General features: G+C 66.0%; 18 protein-coding genes and 1 other RNA gene. 8 read left to right on the plus strand and 11 right to left on the minus strand.

Annotated elements, in window-relative coordinates:
* The first annotated feature begins 28 nt into the window (after positions 1 to 28).
* From ACIPK7_RS14690 to ACIPK7_RS14700, 3 genes are all read left to right on the plus strand, one after another.
* Entirely contained in the window at positions 29 to 346 is a 318-nt protein-coding gene (locus ACIPK7_RS14690; RefSeq protein WP_401088495.1) for a DUF2388 domain-containing protein, read from the plus strand.
* A gap of 112 nt (positions 347 to 458) precedes the next feature.
* Complete coding sequence (locus tag ACIPK7_RS14695; RefSeq protein ID WP_401088497.1) at positions 459 to 782, plus strand: DUF2388 domain-containing protein; 324 nt, start codon at positions 459 to 461, stop codon at positions 780 to 782.
* 95 nt (positions 783 to 877) lie between these two features.
* Positions 878 to 1,099 (plus strand): hypothetical protein, encoded by a 222-nt coding sequence (locus ACIPK7_RS14700; protein ID WP_401088499.1) that lies wholly within the window; start codon positions 878 to 880, stop codon positions 1,097 to 1,099.
* A 160-nt stretch (positions 1,100 to 1,259) separates the two neighbouring features.
* On the opposite strand, the gene gcvP is transcribed toward ACIPK7_RS14700, so the two are convergent.
* From gcvP to ACIPK7_RS14720, 4 genes are all read right to left on the minus strand, one after another.
* Positions 1,260 to 4,136: an aminomethyl-transferring glycine dehydrogenase gene (gene gcvP / locus ACIPK7_RS14705; RefSeq protein ID WP_401088501.1), complete on the minus strand. Its 2,877-nt coding sequence runs from the start codon at positions 4,134 to 4,136 to the stop codon at positions 1,260 to 1,262.
* Positions 4,137 to 4,212: 76 nt separating this feature from the next.
* A complete protein-coding gene (gene gcvH, locus ACIPK7_RS14710) occupies positions 4,213 to 4,602 on the minus strand; it encodes a glycine cleavage system protein GcvH (RefSeq protein ID WP_045213109.1) in 390 nt (129 codons plus the stop codon).
* A gap of 67 nt (positions 4,603 to 4,669) precedes the next feature.
* A complete protein-coding gene (gcvT, locus tag ACIPK7_RS14715) occupies positions 4,670 to 5,752 on the minus strand; it encodes a glycine cleavage system aminomethyltransferase GcvT (RefSeq protein ID WP_192432282.1) in 1,083 nt (360 codons plus the stop codon).
* 112 nt (positions 5,753 to 5,864) lie between these two features.
* Positions 5,865 to 7,484: an ABC transporter permease gene (locus ACIPK7_RS14720; RefSeq protein ID WP_401088503.1), complete on the minus strand. Its 1,620-nt coding sequence runs from the start codon at positions 7,482 to 7,484 to the stop codon at positions 5,865 to 5,867.
* 173 nt (positions 7,485 to 7,657) lie between these two features.
* Here ACIPK7_RS14720 and ACIPK7_RS14725 point away from each other — a divergent pair, with 173 nt between their 5' ends.
* Complete coding sequence (locus ACIPK7_RS14725; RefSeq protein WP_401088505.1) at positions 7,658 to 8,047, plus strand: hypothetical protein; 390 nt, start codon at positions 7,658 to 7,660, stop codon at positions 8,045 to 8,047.
* Here the strand turns inward: ACIPK7_RS14725 and ACIPK7_RS14730 are convergent, their stop codons facing one another.
* The 6 genes from ACIPK7_RS14730 to ACIPK7_RS14755 form a co-directional block, all read right to left on the minus strand.
* A complete protein-coding gene (locus ACIPK7_RS14730; protein ID WP_401088507.1) occupies positions 8,048 to 9,049 on the minus strand; it encodes a Fe(3+) ABC transporter substrate-binding protein in 1,002 nt (333 codons plus the stop codon). It abuts the gene before it with no gap.
* A 221-nt stretch (positions 9,050 to 9,270) separates the two neighbouring features.
* Positions 9,271 to 10,488, minus strand: coding sequence for a 2-octaprenyl-3-methyl-6-methoxy-1,4-benzoquinol hydroxylase (locus ACIPK7_RS14735; protein WP_401088509.1), 1,218 nt, complete (start codon positions 10,486 to 10,488; stop codon positions 9,271 to 9,273).
* 50 nt (positions 10,489 to 10,538) lie between these two features.
* The gene (locus ACIPK7_RS14740) at positions 10,539 to 11,021 is read right to left on the minus strand and encodes a DUF4442 domain-containing protein (protein ID WP_401088511.1); all 483 of its coding nucleotides are present in this window, start codon (positions 11,019 to 11,021) and stop codon (positions 10,539 to 10,541) included.
* A 4-nt stretch (positions 11,022 to 11,025) separates the two neighbouring features.
* Positions 11,026 to 12,210 carry a 2-octaprenyl-6-methoxyphenyl hydroxylase gene (gene ubiH / locus ACIPK7_RS14745; RefSeq protein ID WP_192432288.1) on the minus strand — a complete coding sequence of 395 codons (1,185 nt, stop codon included), beginning with the start codon at positions 12,208 to 12,210 and terminating at the stop codon, positions 11,026 to 11,028.
* Between the two features lies 1 nt (position 12,211).
* Entirely contained in the window at positions 12,212 to 13,546 is a 1,335-nt protein-coding gene (pepP, locus tag ACIPK7_RS14750) for a Xaa-Pro aminopeptidase (RefSeq protein WP_192432289.1), read from the minus strand.
* Positions 13,547 to 13,554: 8 nt separating this feature from the next.
* On the minus strand, positions 13,555 to 14,109 hold the full coding sequence (locus ACIPK7_RS14755) for a UPF0149 family protein (RefSeq protein WP_192432290.1): 555 nt from the start codon (positions 14,107 to 14,109) through the stop codon (positions 13,555 to 13,557).
* A 182-nt stretch (positions 14,110 to 14,291) separates the two neighbouring features.
* On the opposite strand from ACIPK7_RS14755, the gene ACIPK7_RS14760 reads away from it, so the two are divergent.
* From ACIPK7_RS14760 to ACIPK7_RS14775, 4 genes are all read left to right on the plus strand, one after another.
* Complete coding sequence (locus ACIPK7_RS14760; RefSeq protein WP_017521390.1) at positions 14,292 to 14,501, plus strand: TIGR02449 family protein; 210 nt, start codon at positions 14,292 to 14,294, stop codon at positions 14,499 to 14,501.
* Positions 14,498 to 14,827: a cell division protein ZapA gene (locus tag ACIPK7_RS14765; protein WP_045213134.1), complete on the plus strand. Its 330-nt coding sequence runs from the start codon at positions 14,498 to 14,500 to the stop codon at positions 14,825 to 14,827. The genes ACIPK7_RS14760 and ACIPK7_RS14765 overlap by 4 nt, the downstream gene beginning before the upstream one ends.
* A gap of 31 nt (positions 14,828 to 14,858) precedes the next feature.
* A non-coding RNA gene (gene ssrS, locus ACIPK7_RS14770) (6S RNA) lies at positions 14,859 to 15,037 on the plus strand.
* Positions 15,038 to 15,046: 9 nt separating this feature from the next.
* A complete protein-coding gene (locus ACIPK7_RS14775; RefSeq protein ID WP_192432489.1) occupies positions 15,047 to 15,676 on the plus strand; it encodes a 5-formyltetrahydrofolate cyclo-ligase in 630 nt (209 codons plus the stop codon).
* Between the two features lie 34 nt (positions 15,677 to 15,710).
* Here ACIPK7_RS14775 and ACIPK7_RS14780 read toward each other — a convergent pair whose 3' ends face one another.
* Positions 15,711 to 15,845 carry a hypothetical protein gene (locus ACIPK7_RS14780; protein ID WP_128082560.1) on the minus strand — a complete coding sequence of 45 codons (135 nt, stop codon included), beginning with the start codon at positions 15,843 to 15,845 and terminating at the stop codon, positions 15,711 to 15,713.
* Between the last annotated feature and the right edge of the window lie 256 nt (positions 15,846 to 16,101).

The raw sequence follows: 16,101 nt of genomic DNA on the forward strand, positions 1-16,101 counted from the left end.
GAGGCGCGAAATCACTCAAGGAAGCATCATGCGTCGCCGTTCTGCCCCTATTGTCGTAGCCCTCACCCTGCTCCCCCTCACCTGCGCCATGGCCGAAGATCGTGACTTCTGGCGCAGCGTCCTGACCTCCGGCGCCACCACCGCGTCGAGCTACCTGACCAGCCATGACGATCACAAGCTGATCGGCCCGGCCCAGGACGATGCCGCCAGTTTCATTGCCACCGATGGCGCCATCCGCGGCCCCTACCTGGAAGCCACGCTGCAGCAGATGCGCAGCGCAGACCCAACCCTGGCGCAAGCCAGCGACGCCGAGCTGGCCTCGGCCATCCTCGCCGCCCAGCGCTGAGTCCCGTCAAGGTGCGTGGGCGACCGCTCGCGCACCTTCTTCGCAGAATCTTGGAACTCCCGCCAGGCGCCGCACCTCTCACCTGTACACGGACCTTGCCGAGGTGTACCCGATGCGTACCGCGAAACTGGCCACGGCCTTTGCCCTGATCGCCCTGCCCGTTGCTTCGGCCATGGCCGACGGCTTCTGGCGCGACATCATCTCGTCCGGCGCCACCACCGCGTCGACCTACCTGACCTTCAAGCACGACAAGCTGATCGTTGCCGCCCAGGACGACGCCAGCGCCTTCGTCGCCAGTGACGGCGCCATCCGCGGTCCCTACCTGGAAGCCGCCCTCACGCGCCTGCGCAGCGACGACGCCGCGCTGCAGGATCGCAGCGACATGGAGCTGGCCAACGCCATCCTCGTCCGCCGCGATGACGCACCCACCCAGTGACACCCTCCGGCGCGGCCCGTGGCGTTCGCCGCGGGCCACGCCGAGCGGCCGCGCCTGTGTTCTACTGACACTCCCAATCCGACACGGAGTGTCCCATGAACGATCCCATCCAGCCGTTGAAGATCACCCTGATCCTGCTGATCGTCAGTGAAGGCTTCTGGCTGCTCAGCCGCCTGCTCAGCGTGGTCGGCCTTGAGATCTACTCGCTGCTGCCCTCGACCGTCTACAACCTGATCGGCATGCTCAGCAATGTACTGATGATCCTGCTGTTCGTGTTCCTGATCCGCCTGATCGGCCGCTTGCAGCTCAAGCCCTGAGCCCCGCCGCAGACACCGGCGCCCCTCTCAGGAACGCGACTGCAGCGGACGCCAGGTATCGCCGCCGAACTCTGACGTGCCTCGGCCCGCACCGGCTCCAATGAAAAAGCCGCCCGAAGGCGGCTTTTTCATTCAGCGCACAGTCGCTTCAGCGCACCGCTCACTCGCGGTAATCGTCCACCGGCACGCAGGCGCAGAACAGGTTGCGGTCGCCGTAGACGTTGTCCACGCGGTTCACCGCCGGCCAGTACTTGAAGGCGCGGGTGTGCTCGGTCGGGGTCACCGCTTCGGCGATCGGGTAAGGCCGATCCCACAACCCGGTAACGTCCGCCAGGGTGTGCGGCGCGCGCTTGAGCGGGTTGTCCTCTGCCGGCCATTCGCCGGTCTCGACCTTGGCAATCTCCGCGCGGATCGACAGCATCGCCTCGATGAAGCGGTCCAGCTCGTGCTTGGACTCGCTTTCGGTGGGCTCCACCATCAGCGTGCCCGGCACCGGGAAGGACATCGTCGGCGCGTGGAAGCCGTAATCCATCAGGCGCTTGGCCACGTCTTCCTCGCTGATCCCGGTCTGCGCCTTGAGCGGGCGCAGGTCGAGGATGCACTCGTGGGCGACGCGTTCGTTGCGGCCGCGGTAGAGCACCGGGAAAGCGCCATCGAGCTGCTGCGCGAGGTAGTTGGCGTTGAGGATCGCCACCTCGGTAGCGTCAGCCAGCTGCGGGCCCATCATGGCGATGTACATCCAGCTGATCGGCAGGATGCTCGCGCTGCCCCAGGGCGCGGCGCTCACCGCGCCGTTCAGCGGGTTCGGGCCTTCGATGCGGATCACCGGGTGGTTGGCGACGAAGGGCGCGAGGTGCTTCTTCACGCCGATCGGGCCCATGCCCGGGCCGCCACCGCCGTGGGGAATGCAGAAGGTCTTGTGCAGGTTCATGTGCGACACGTCGGCGCCGATGTCCGCCGGGCGCGCCAGGCCGACCTGGGCGTTGAGGTTGGCGCCGTCCATGTAGACCTGGCCACCGTGGCTGTGGATGACCTCGCAGATTTCGCGGATGCCTTCCTCGTACACGCCGTGGGTCGACGGATAGGTGATCATCAGGCAGGACAGCTGCTCGCCGGCTTCGGCTGCCTTGCGCTTGAGGTCCTCCAGGTCGACGTTGCCGCCCTTGTCGCACTCGACGATGACCACGCGCATGCTCGCCATGATCGCCGAGGCCGGGTTGGTGCCGTGGGCCGAGGACGGGATCAGGCAGATGTTGCGGTGCGCATCGCCACGGCTCTCGTGGTACTTGCGGATCGCCAGCAGGCCGGCGTACTCGCCCTGGGCGCCGGAGTTGGGCTGCATGCAGATGGCGTCGAAACCGGTGATCGCGCACAGCCAGCTTTCCAGCTCCTCGATCATCAGTCGGTAGCCCTCGGCCTGCTCGCGCGGCACGAAGGGGTGCAGGCTGGCGAATTCCGGCCAGGTGATCGGGATCATCTCGCTGGTGGCGTTGAGCTTCATGGTGCAGGAGCCCAGCGGGATCATCGACTGGTTCAGCGCCAGGTCCTTGCCTTCGAGCTGGCGCAGGTAGCGCAGCATCTCGGTTTCGCTGTGGTGGCGGTTGAATACCGGGTGGCTCAGGTAGCCGCTGCTGCGCTGCAGGTCAACGGGGATGCCGTCGGCAATCTTGCCGGCATCGAGCTGGGCGACGTCCAGGCCGTGGCCGGCACCGAGGATGATGTCGAACAGGCCGGCGAGGGTGGCGGCGCTGGTGGTTTCGTCCAGGCTCACGCCCAGGCGGTCTTCACCGACGATGCGCAGATTCACCCGGGCGGCGCGAGCGCGCTCGACGATGGCCTGCTGGCCGGCGCCGACATCCAGGGTCAGGGTGTCGAAGAAGTGCTGGTTGACGATCTTCACGCCCTTGGCGGCGAGGCCGGCGGCCAGCACCGAAGTCAGGCGGTGCACGCGCTGGGCGATGCGTTTCAGGCCCTGCGGTCCGTGATAAACGGCGTACAGGCTGGCGATGTTGGCCAGCAGCACCTGCGAGGTACAGACGTTGGAGTTGGCCTTCTCGCGGCGGATGTGCTGCTCACGGGTCTGCAGCGCCATGCGCAGCGCGGTGTTGCCACGGGCATCCTTGGATACGCCGATGATCCGACCGGGCATGGCGCGCTTGTAGTCGTCACGGCAGGCGAAGAAGGCCGCGTGCGGACCGCCGTAGCCCATGGGCACGCCGAAGCGCTGGGCACTGCCCAGCACCACGTCAGCGCCCAGCTCGCCCGGCGGGGTGAGCAGCAGCAGCGCGAGCAGGTCGCTGGCGACGCAGGCGATGGCCTGCTGGGCATGCAGCGCGTCGATAACCGCGCGCAGGTCACGGATTTCGCCACGGGTGTCCGGGTATTGCAGCAGCGCGCCAAACACGGCGTGCTGGCCGAGGTTGTCCACCTCGTCGACCACCACGTCGAAGCCGAAGGCTTCGGCGCGGGTCTGCACCACGGAGATGGTCTGCGGGTGGCAATGCACGTCGACGAAGAACAGGTTGCTCTTGGCCTTGGCCACGCGCTTGGCCAGGGCCATCGCCTCGGCGGCGGCGGTAGCCTCGTCGAGCAGCGAGGCGCTGGCGAGGTCCAGGCCGGTGAGGTCGATGGTCATCTGCTGGAAGTTCAGCAGGGATTCGAGACGGCCCTGGGCGATCTCCGGCTGGTACGGGGTGTAGGCGGTGTACCAGCCCGGATTCTCCAGCACGTTGCGCAGGATGACGGTCGGAGTCAACGTGCCGTAGTAGCCGGTGCCGATCAGGCTCGTCCACAGCTCGTTCTGCTGCGCGTAACCCTTCAGCTTGGCCAGCGCGCCCTGTTCGTCGAGGGCGGTCGGCAGGTCCAGCGGCCGGTTCAGGCGGATCGCCGGGGGCACCGTCTGCACGATCAGGTCGTCGCGGTTGCCGAGCCCGAGGGTCTCGAGCATAGCTTGCTGCTCGGCGGCGTCGGGGCCCAAGTGACGGGCGAGGAAGGCATCAGGCTGGTGCAGCTGGGAAAGCGAAGGGGTGTTCGACATGGCCACGGTCTCGAAAGGGTCGTTCCCTAAAAAGAACAGGCCCCGACGAGTCGAGGCCTGTGTTTACAGCAGTGTCTTACGCGTCGGCGTCGCTGGCAGCGCGGTAGCCGGCGGCGTCGAGGAGCTTGTCCAGCTCGGCCGGGTTGCTCGGCTTGAGCTTGAAGAACCAGGAACCGTACGGGTCGTTGTTCACTTCTTCGGGGGTGTCGGCCAGCACGTCGTTGACGGCAATGACTTCGCCGCCCACCGGGGCGTAGATGTCCGAAGCGGCTTTCACCGACTCGACGACACCAGCTTCCTGGCCGGCGGCGAGGGTCTTGCCCACTTCCGGCAGTTCGACGAAGACCACGTCACCCAGGGCTTCCTGGGCATGGTCGGAAATGCCCACGGTCACGGTACCGTCGGCTTCCAGGCGCGCCCACTCGTGGCTGGCGGCATAACGCAGGTCGGCGGGGATATTGCTCATCTTGTTGTTCCTCGAGGACTGGGCGACGGGCGGCGATGCCGCCCTCTTCTAAGTTAGATCATGCAATTTAGATCAGGGCTTTGCCATGACGCACGAAATTCGGCTGAACGACGCGGACCGGGTACCACTTGCCACGGATTTCCACTTCGGCGCGGTCGCCGGTGGCCGCCGGCACGCGGGCCAGGGCAATGGACTTGCCGAGCGTGGGGGAGAAACTGCCGCTGGTGATCTCGCCGTCGCCGACGCCGGCAACGCGAACCACCTGGTGGGCGCGCAGCACGCCGCGCTCTTCCAGCACCAGGCCGACCAGCTTGGGCGCATCGCCGGCAGCCTTCTGCGCTTCCAGGGCCTTGCGGCCGATGAAGTCGCGGGCTTCGGGTTCCCAGGCAATGGTCCAACCCATGTTGGCAGCCAGCGGGGTGACGTCTTCGTCCATGTCCTGGCCGTAGAGATTCATCCCGGCTTCCAGGCGAAGGGTATCGCGTGCGCCCAGGCCCGCCGGGGCAATACCGGCGCCGACCAGGTCGTTGAGGAAGCCTTGCGCCTCGACGGCCGGCAGCATGATTTCCAGGCCGTCCTCGCCGGTGTACCCGGTACGGGCGATGAACCAGTCACCGTCGGCCTTGCCTTGGAAGGGCTTGAGTTCGCGGATCAGCGCGGCGCGGGAGGGCGTGACCAGCTCGGCGGTCTTCTCGCGGGCGTTGGGGCCCTGCACGGCCAGCATCGCCAGGTCCGGGCGTTCGGTCAGGGTGACGTCGAAGCCTTCGGTGTGGGCCTGCATCCAGGCCATGTCCTTGTCGCGGGTGGAGGCGTTGACCACCACGCGGTAGCCGTACACGCCGAGGTAGACGATCAAGTCGTCGACCACCCCGCCGCGTTCGTTGAGCATGCCGCTGTACAGCGCCTTGCCCGGAACCTGAAGTCGCTCGACGTCGTTGGCCAGGAGTCGCTGCAGGTATTCCTTGGCCTGCGGACCGGTGACGTCGACCACAGTCATGTGGGAAACGTCGAACACGCCGCAATCGCGACGTACCTGGTGGTGCTCTTCGACTTGCGAGCCGTAGTGCAACGGCATGTCCCAACCGCCGAAATCGACGATCTTGGCGCCGAGGGCGACGTGCAAATCATAGAGCGGCGTGCGCTGTCCCATGGGTGTTCTCCTTCCGGGCGAGGCGGGTGCGGAGCGCGAGTACGGCCCGCACGAAACGCGCGCATTGTAGTCGCATGGCAGGACTCTGGACAGCTTGTCCGACGGCCGATTCTCAGGAACGCGAAGAGCCGCTCTGGCGCGCGGACCGACGGATCAGGCCGATCACCGGGAATAATCCCACAAGCACCAGCGTCAGCGCCGGCAACGCCGCTCGGGCCCACTCCCCTTCGCTGGTCATCTCGAAGACGCGCACCGCCAACGTGTCCCAGCCAAACGGGCGCATCAGCAGGGTCGCCGGCATTTCCTTGAGCACGTCGACGAATACCAGCAGCGCGGCGCTCAGCGCACCCGGCAGCAGCAGCGGCAGGTAGACGCGCAGGAACAGGCCGACGCTGCCGACACCCAGGCTGCGAGAAGCCTCCGGAAGCGACGGGCGAATTCTCGCCAACGCACCCTCGAGCGGGTTGTAGGCCACCGCCATGAAGCGGATCAGGTAGGCCACCAGCAGCGCCCCGAGGCTGCCCAGCAGCAGCGGCTTGCCGGCACCCCCGAGTGTGCTGGAGAGCGGGATCACCGCGTGATTGTCCAGCCAGCTGAAGGCCAGCATGATCGCCACCGCCAGCACCGAGCCGGGTAGCGCGTAGCCAAGGTTGGAAATGCCGACTGCCGAGCGCACCGCCGGCGTCGGCGACAGGCGACGGGCGAAGGCCAGCAGGAGCGCGACAGCCACCGTCAGCACGGCCGCGAAGCCTCCGAGGTAAAGGCTGTGCAGGATCAGGCCCCAGTAGCGCTCGTCGAGGTCGAAGCGGCCTTTCTGCCAGACCCAGACCAGCAGCTGCAGCACCGGGATGACAAAGGCGCAGGCGAAGACCAGCAGGCACCAGGCACTGGCGGCGAGAGCCTTCCAGCCGTACAGCCGGTATAACGCGGAGCCGCGCGGCCGCTCATTGGGCGCGCCGCTGCGGCCACGGCTGTAGCGCTCACCCAGCAGCACCAGCATGACGAAAAGCAGCAGCAGGCTGGCCAGTTGGGTCGCGCTGGAGAGGCTGTAGAAGCCGTACCAGGTCTTGTAGACCGCAGTGGTGAAGGTATCGAAGTTGAACACCGACACCGTGCCGAAATCTGCCAGGGTCTCCATGATCGCCAGCGCCAGCCCGGCGCCGATGGCCGGCCGCGCCATCGGCAGGGCAACGCGCCAGAAGGCCGCCAGCGGCGACAGCCCGAGCACCCGCGCCGCCTCCATCAAGCCGCGCCCCTGGGCGAGGAAGGCGGTGCGCGCGAGCAGATAAACATAGGGATAGAAGACCAGCACCAGCACCGTGATCACCCCACCGGTGGAGCGCACCCGCGGCAGCCGCAAGCCGCTGCCGAACCATTCGCGCAGCAGCGTCTGCACGGGGCCGGAGAAGTCCAGCAGGCCGACGAAGACGAACGCCAGAACGTACGCCGGCACCGCGAAGGGCAGCATCAGCGCCCAGTCCAGCCAGCGTCGGCCGGGGAACTCGCAGAGGCTGGTGAGCCAGGCGAGGCTGATACCCAGTACGGTCGCGCCGACACCCACACCGGCCACCAAAACCAGGGTATTGCCCAGCAGGCGCATCATCTGGGTTTCCCACAGGTGCGACCAGATTTCGCGGTCGATCTGGGCCCAGCTCAGCAACAGGACGCTGATGGGCAGCAGGACCAGCGCGGCGACGGCGAAAGTGATGAGGTTCCAGCGATTGGCGCGCATGCGTCGGTGCATCCAGACTTCAAGTGACGTTCACGGGGGACGCGTCCGATTCGGTTACGGAAACTTCCAACGTTGAACTCGAATTCGCCCGATCCTCAGAAGACAGGGATAAAGCACAAGGTACTGCGGTCGAATCCGCCACTTTGCCACTCCCCTGCCCAAGGAAAAAGCCCATGCCAGCCCTCCGCACCCTGCCTGCCCTGCTCCTCGTCGCCCTTTGCGGGCCGGCGTTTGCCGACGACGCCCCAACGCCCATCGAAGGTTGCCTGGACCTCGCCTCGCGCTCCTTTGCCGGCGATCCGACGATGCAGGAGCGCTGGCAGCAGTCCTGGCTGGACCATGGATCACTGCGCGAGGAAGCCTACGATGGGGAAGTCGAGGGGCAGCATGCGAGCAAGGCGCTGAAGGCGCAGATACGTGAGGGCGAGAAGGTCGCCGGGCAGTTCACCTGCCTGCTGACGGAGGGCAGCAAGCCGCTCTCGGTGCAGTACCAGGTGCAGCAGTCTGGCGCTGGCGAGACAGCTGCCCAACCGGCGGCGAAAGCGTCAGAACCGGAGTCCTGATCAATTCCAGCCGGCGCGGTCCATCAGCTTGATCGCCTCGGCCTGGCGTTTGCCGGCAACTTCCACCGGGATGCTGTCGGCCTTGAATTCCCCCCAGGCCGCCACTTCCTGCGACGGCGCCACTTTCGGGTTGGCCGGGAATTCCTGGTTGATGCCGGCGAACAGCGTCTGGGCCTCCGGGCCGGTCATCCACTCCACCAGCTTCTTCGCGGCTTCCGGGTGCGGCGCATGCTTGGTCAGGCCAATCCCGGACAAGTTGACGTGCACACCACGGTCGCCCTGGTTCGGCCAAAACAGCTTCACCGGCAGCTGCGGATTGTCCTTGTGCATGCGCCCGTAGTAGTAGGTATTGACGATGCCGACGTCGCACTGGCCGGCGGCGATGGCCTGCAGCAGCGCGTTGTCATCGGAGAATACGTCGGTCGCCAGGTTGTTCACCCAGCCCTTGAGGATTTCCTCGGTCTTTTCGGTGCCATGGGTCTCGATCAGGGTCGCGGTCAGCGACTGGTTGTAGACCTTCTTCGCAGTGCGCAGGCACAGGCGGCCTTCCCACTTCGCATCGGCCAGCTCCTCGTAGGTCGAGAGTTCCTCGGGCTTCACCCGCTGGGTCGAATAGGCGATGGTGCGCGCGCGCAGCGACAGGCCGGTCCAGCTGTCGGTGCCTGAGCGGTACTGCGGCGGGATGTTGGCATCCAGGGTCGGTGAATCGAACGGTTGCAGGATGCCCATCTTCTCGGCCTGCCAGAGATTGCCGGCGTCGACGGTAAGCAGCAGGTCGGCTGGCGTGTTGGCGCCTTCGGCCTTGATCCGCGCCATCAGCGGCGCTTCCTTGTCGGTGATGAACTTGATCTTCACCCCGGTGGCCTGGGTGTAGGCGTCGAAGACCGGCTTGATCAGCTCGTCGATGCGCGAGGAGTAGACCACCACTTCGTCGGCGGCCTGGGCGGTGCTACCGAGGGCGGCCAGCAGAAGGGTGGCGAGAAGACCTTTGCGCACGAGCATGGGGATGTCCTTTGCGGGGAAGATATCCCGCAAATGATAAGGAACCTCATTTGCTAACGAGCCGCGCGTTTGTGTCGGGGTGTTTCGATGGGGTGCGGTTTGGGGTCGCGGGGGAGTCAGGTGCGGAGCTCGCCGGCTGACTCCGAGTCATCCAGGCACTCCGTTCGGCTCCCTCTCCCTCCGGGAGACGGCTGGGGTGAGGGGCCGCAGGCCGCCTTGAGTTACACCCGCGCCAGATTCGGCAAATCCCCCGACAGTCCCAGCGCCTGGCGCACGAAAACACCCTTGGCCTCATGGTGCTTATTCACCAGCCGCAGCCCAGCGTTACGCAGCCAGCGCACCGCCAGCGGGTCGGCCTGGAACAGGCGCTGGAAGCCTTCCATCGCCGCCATCATCGCCAGGTTGTGTGGCATACGCCGACGTTCGAAGCGACTCAGCACACGTTCCTCGGCGATATTCTCGCCACGGGCGTGGGCATGCTCGATCACCTCTGCGAGCACCGCGGCATCCAGGAAGCCCAGGTTCACGCCTTGCCCGGCCAGTGGGTGGATGGTGTGCGCGGCGTCGCCGATCAGCACCAGCCCCGGCTCCACATAACGCTTGGCGTGGCGCTGGCGCAGCGGGATACACAACCGGCGATCGGCGTGCGCGATGGCACCCAGGCGATGTTCGAAGGCGAGGCCCAGGGCCTTGCAGAAGCCTTCGTCATCCAGCGCCATGAGCTTCTCGGCCTGCTCCGGGGTGGTCGACCAGACGATCGAGCACCAGTGTGCGTCGCCCTCCTTCGCCAACGGCAGGAAGGCCAGCGGGCCGTCGTCGGTGAAACGCTGCCAGGCAGTGGCCTGGTGCGGCTTCTCGCAGCGCACGCTAGTGACGATGGCGTGGTGCAGGTAATCCCACTCGCGGGTCGCGCAGCCGGCCAGCCGGCGTACCGCGGAGTTGGCACCGTCGGCGGCGACCACCAGCGGCGTACGGATTTCACGGCCGTCGGAGAGGCTCAGCAGCCAGTCGTCGCCGGAGTGGCGCAGTTGTTCCAGGCGCGCATTGGGCAGCAGGCCGAGGGCGGACTCGTGCAGGCGCTCCAGCAGGGCGTCCTGCACCACGCGGTTCTCGACGATATGGCCGAGCATCTCAGCGTGTACGCTGGCGGCGCTGAAGTGAATCTGCCCGGTACCCGAGCCGTCCCACACCTGCATCTCGCAGTAGGGCTCGGCGCGCCGTGCAGCGATGCCGTCCCAGGCGTGCAGGCGTTGGAGAATACGTCGGCTGGCCTCAGACAGCGCACTGACGCGCGGCTCGAAAGGCGCTTCGCGGTCGAACGGCTTGACGCTCAGCGGCGAGCCGTCCAGCAGCAGGATATCCAGCCCGCTGCCTTCCAGGGCCAGGGCCAGCGCGCTGCCGACCATTCCCGCCCCGACGATAACCATATCCGCGTGCATGTGCGTTCCTTCTTCAGCGGCCCGCGCAGCTTCGGCGCGGGCATCGAAATTCAAGCGGCCTGCCGCGCGCGCGGCTTGAGCCGGACGTACAGGGTCTTCTGCACCCGCGCCACCAGGGTGCCTTCGCCGTCACGCACTTCGGCGTGCAGGCGCGGCAGGTATTTCTCGCCCGCCGCGGTGCGCGCGCGGATGTCGTCGAGCAGGTGCTGGTCGATACGGAAATCGGCATACACCGGCCCTTTGCCGGGGCTTACGAATTCGATGTTGGCGGCCTTGTCCCAGACGATGTAGTCGCGCCCCAGGTTCTCCATCAGCATCAGCATGAAGAAGGGGTCGGTCATGCTGTACAGGCTGCCGCCGAACTGGGTGCCGACGTAATTGCGGTTGAACAGGCTAAGGCCCATCTTCACGCGGATCTCGCGGAAGTCCGCGCTGATGTGGCGCACCCGCACCCCGGCACCGAGGTACGGCGGATAGAGGTTCAGGCCGAAACGCAGCAGGCGGGCGCGGCGGGAGCTCTTGCGTACTTGCATCGACTCAGACCGGTCGGGCGCCCAGGCCCATGGCCTGGCGGGCGAACCAGCGCTTGGCCGGGGGCAGCAGGTCGAGGCCAAGCAGCCCGATGTTGCGGCCGGTGGCCAGCAACGGCTGAGCATTGGAGAACAGACGGGTGACGCGGTCGGAGAAACCGACGGTCATCTGCTGGTCCAACCGCTGGCCATCCAGGTAGCGCTGCAGCACGGCGAAATCGCCCGGCGCGGCCTCTTCCTGCAACAGGCAGTCGCCCAGGGCCTTGGCATCGCGCAGCGACAGGTTGAAGCCCTGTCCGGCAATCGGGTGCAGGCTATGTGCGGCGTTGCCCAGCACGACGAGGTGCGGACGAATCTGCTCGTCGGCCTCGGTCAGGCTCAGCGGGTAGCCATAGCGCACACCGACCTGGCGCAAGGTGCCCAGACGGTAGCCAAAGGCCACCTGCAACTCGGCGAGGAAAGCCGCGTCGGACAGCTCGCGCAGGCGCTCGGCGTCGCTGCCATTGCGGGTCCAAACGAGCGCGCAGCGATTTTCCGGCAGCGGCAGCAGGGCCAGCGGGCCGTTCTCGGTGAAGCGTTCGAAGGCTTGTCCGCGATGGGCTTCGGACGGGCTGATGTTGGCGATCAGCGCGGTCTGCCCGTAGGACGAGGAGCGCACGTTGATGCCCAACTGCTCGCGAAGACCGGAGCGGCCGCCGTCGGCCAGCACGGCGAGGTCGCAGTCGATCTGCGAGTCGTCGTCCAGGGTCAAGCGGTAGCCGTCGCCCAGTGCATCCATCCGGCGCACTTCGGCCGGGCAGCGCCAGCTCACCACTTCCGGGTCGAGCGCATGCCACAGGCACTGGCCGAGCCAGGCGTTCTCCACCACGTAGCCGAGAGCGGGAACGCCCTCTTCCACCGCCGTCAGGCGCGCGGCGCCGAAGCGGCCGCGGTCGGAGACGTGGATCTGGGTGATGGGTTCGGCGCGCTGGGCAATCTGCTGCCACAGCCCCAGGCGCTCGTAGATCTGCCGGCTGCCGAAGGACAACGCCGAGGAGCGCGCGTCATAGCTGGGCTGGTAGGCATCGCCGGGGGCGAAGGGCTCGATCAGCACGATCTGCCAGCCGCGCGCACGGGCGCCGGCCTGGAGGATCAGCGCAAGGCTTGCGCCGACGAGTCCGCCACCGATGATGGCCAGTTGCGTACGTTGCATCTCAGGCGGCCTGGGTCTTGGCTTCGGCCATCAGCGCTTCGATCTCGGCGACCGTTTTCGGCACGCCGTTGGTCAGCACTTCGCAGCCGGTCTTGGTCACCACCACGTCGTCCTCGATACGCACACCGATGCCGCGCCACTTCTTCGGCACGTCGGTGTTGTCCGGGGAGATGTAGATGCCCGGCTCGACGGTCATCGCCATGCCCGGTTCGAGGACGCGCCATTCGCCGCCGACGCGGTACTCGCCAACGTCATGCACGTCCATGCCCAGCCAGTGGCCGGCGCGGTGCATGTAGAAGGCCTTGTAGGCCTCGCGCTCGATCAGCTCGTCGACGTCGCCCTTGAGCAGGCCCAGTTCCACCAGGCCGGCAGTGATGACCCGCACGGTGGCCTCGTGGGCTTCGTTCCAGTGACGGCCCGGAGCGATGTAGTCGAAGGCCGCCATGTTGGCGTCCAGCACCAGCTGGTAGATGGCCTTCTGCTCGGGGCTGAAGACTCCGCTGGCCGGGAAGGTGCGGGTGATGTCGCTGGCGTAGCAGTCGATCTCGCAGCCGGCGTCGATCAGGATCAGGTCGCCGTCCTTGATCTGCGCGTCGTTCTCCCGGTAGTGCAGGATGCAGGCGTTGCGACCGGTGGCGACGATGGAGCCGTAGGCCGGCATCTTCGCGCCGCCCAGACGGAAGGCGTATTCCAGCTCGGCTTCCAGGTGGAACTCGTAGAGGCCCGGACGGCAAGCCTGCATGGCGCGGATGTGCGCGCCGGCGGAGACTTCCGCGGCATAGCGCATCACCTTCACTTCGCCGGCACTCTTGTACAGGCGTTGGTCGTGCAGCAGGTGGTCGAGGGCGACGAACTCGTTCGGCGGCTGCGCACCCTGGCGCGCCTTGGAGCGAATCACGTTGATCCAGTCCATCAGCCGGCGGTCGAATTCCTGGTTGGCGCCCAGCGCGTAGTACACACGGTCGCGGCCCTCGATCAGGCCGGGAAGGATGTCGTCGATATCGCCGATGGGGAAGGCATCGTCGGCGCCGAAGGTGCTGATGGCGCCGTCCTGGCCGGCGCGCAGGCCGTCCCAGAGTTCACGCTCCGGATCGCGCTCGCGGCAGAACAGCACATACTCGCCATGCTCGCGGCCGGGGATCAGCGCCATCACCGCTTCCGGTTCGGGGAAACCGGTGAGGTATTGGAAATCGCTGTCCTGGCGGTAAACGTGCTCGACGTCGCGGTTGCGGATGTACATCGGCGCCGCCGGGAGAATGGCGATGCTGTTGGGTTCCATCTGCGCCATCAGCGCCTTGCGACGACGGGCGTATTCCGACTTGGCGATACGGATCATGCGCGACCTCAATGCAGGGAGGGTTTCTCGGCCGGTGCCGGCACCTTGCCGAATTCAGAGAACAGCAACAGCGGGGCGACGCGCAGGTATTCCTGCACTTCCATGTAGTCGGCCTCGCCGTCTTCGGATTCTTCCAGCTGGCCGCCAACCTGGGCGATGGCGGCGATGTCCTGCAGCACTTCGTCGGCTTCGTCGGACAGGCTGGGGGAACGCAGCGCCAGGCCGAAGCCGGCGAGGAAACCCTGGCACCACTGGCCCAGCGCTGTGGCGCGTTCAAGCAGCGGTTCGTCATCGTTGGGCAGCATCAGCACCACGGCCATCTCGCCCTGGGTGAAGTCCTGCTGGACCATGCCCAACAGACCGCCCAGGGCTGCGCCCAGGCGCTCGCCCGGTTCGCCGCCGAGCAGCTCACCAGCGGCCTGCAGCCACTCGCCCTGGTCGAAGCCTGAACCGGCGCAGACGCGACCGAGTAAGTGACCGTGCAGTTCGGCGGGGGAAATCGGCAGGGCAGCCTCAGCGAGCAGGGCGGCGAAGGCGGTGTAGGCGGAGCTGGAAGTGGACATGATCGAACCTGGGTGACGGCTAGGCGCCATCAGGCGCCGCGCATAGAATATGGTCCGTTATCCTAGCACCGGCACACACCCCAAGACCATGTGACGACGTGCCGGGCAGCCGTGCGTTGACCCACCCCCACGGCAGTCCTATATAGTTCTCGATTACTTAAGCAACTCCCAAGCGAGAGCCCATGGAAGACGCCGACCTGCACGCGCTGATCGCCAAGTTCGACCTGCTGCTCCAGCGCCTGGAACAGCTCAAGGCCGAGAACCGGCTGCTGCGGGCGAACGAGAAAAGCTGGCGGGAAGAACGCGCCCATCTGATCGAGAAGAACGATTTGGCTCGGCAGAAGGTCGAAGCGATGATTTTGCGTCTTAAAGCCCTGGAGCAGGACTCATGAGCCAGTCGAACACCCTGAACGTCCAAATCCTCGACAAGGAGTACTGCATCGCGTGCCCTGCGGACGAGCGCGTCAACCTGGAAAGCGCCGCGCGCTATCTGGACAGCAAGATGCGCGAGATCCGATCCAGCGGCAAAGTGATCGGTGCCGACCGTGTCGCGGTGATGGCGGCCCTGAACATCACCCACGACCTGCTGCACAAGCAGGAGCGCGTGGAGCACGACAGCGGCTCCACCCGTGAGCGCGTGCGCGAACTGCTCGAACGCGTGGATCGCGCGCTGACCACAGACACCCCTACCACCGATAAAGACCAGGGTGAAGTCTGACCAGGGAAATTTCCTTGGGGTATAATCGCCTCGCTCCCTGGTGTGTTTGCCAGTCGGTGATGTCCCTGAGCCGATAATTGCAACAACGGGGGTTGCCAGTTGGGCTGGTGTGCATGTCCGCACGACGGAAAGCCTTAAAGCCTACTGCAACCACCACCTTGAACTCTCGGGTTCAAGGGCTAACCCGACAGCGGCATGTCCGGGGAGCTTTACCCTTCCATGATCCACGCAGATTCCCTCTCTCGTCCTGCCCTGCGCCGCCAGTTGCGCCAGGCCAGACGCGCGCTCACTCCCCTTCAGCAACGCCTCGCCGCCCAGGCCCTGTATCGCCAGCTCGCGCAGCATCCGCTGTTCCGCCGAGCGAAGCACGTTGCCCTGTACTTGCCGGCCGACGGCGAAATCGACCCGCGCCCATTGATGAAGGCTGCGCAGAAGCGCGGCAAGGCGACCTACCTGCCGGTGCTCTCCGACTGGCCGCGTACGCACATGACCTTCCAGCAGGTGGGCATCGGCGAACGCTGGGTGCGCAACCGCTTCAACATCGCCGAACCGCAGGCCGACCGCCGTCGCCAGCGACCTGCCTGGGCGCTTGACCTTCTCCTGCTACCGCTGGTCGGTTTTGATCCACAAGGCGGCCGCCTGGGAATGGGCAAGGGGTTCTACGACCGTACCCTGGCCTACCTGGGAATGCGCAAAAATTGGCAGAAGCCGACGCTATTGGGCTTGGCGCACGAGTGCCAGAAGGTCGACAAGCTGGAGCTGGCGAGCTGGGATGTGCCGCTGATGGGCATAGTGACGGACGGCGGCTGGTATGGCCGTCTCGCGACGGAATCGCGTTCCTTGCGATAGCCGTGGCGGAAGCAGCTGACTCAGGTGAACTGGATCAGGGCTGCTGGGTGACCTGCACCGGGGCATTGCCCTGGCGTTGTTCCCACAGGCTCTGGGTGTAACCGGTAGTGACGACACCCAGACCGAAAAGTATTACCAACACCCACAAAAGATCAGGCTTGCGTTTCATCGATTGCCTCCCCCTTCCAGGCAAACTGTCAACGATGACCGGCGGTGGTTTTTTTATCCGTCCGGCGGGCCAAGCTAAAAACGGCGGCATTCTCCGACAATGAAAAGCTTCTCGCAATTCTGACGCCAACCGATCGTCGGAGGAGCTGTCGCTCCCAAAACTCCCGGCACTTTCAGGCAATGTTCATGCCGGTAATCCCACATCTTCTTCTTACAATTTGTATCCGGCGAGCTGTCAGCTTGTCGCAGGGAAACGC

The organism is Pseudomonas sp. NPDC086581, assembly GCF_044746165.1.
GTDB lineage: Bacteria > Pseudomonadota > Gammaproteobacteria > Pseudomonadales > Pseudomonadaceae > Pseudomonas.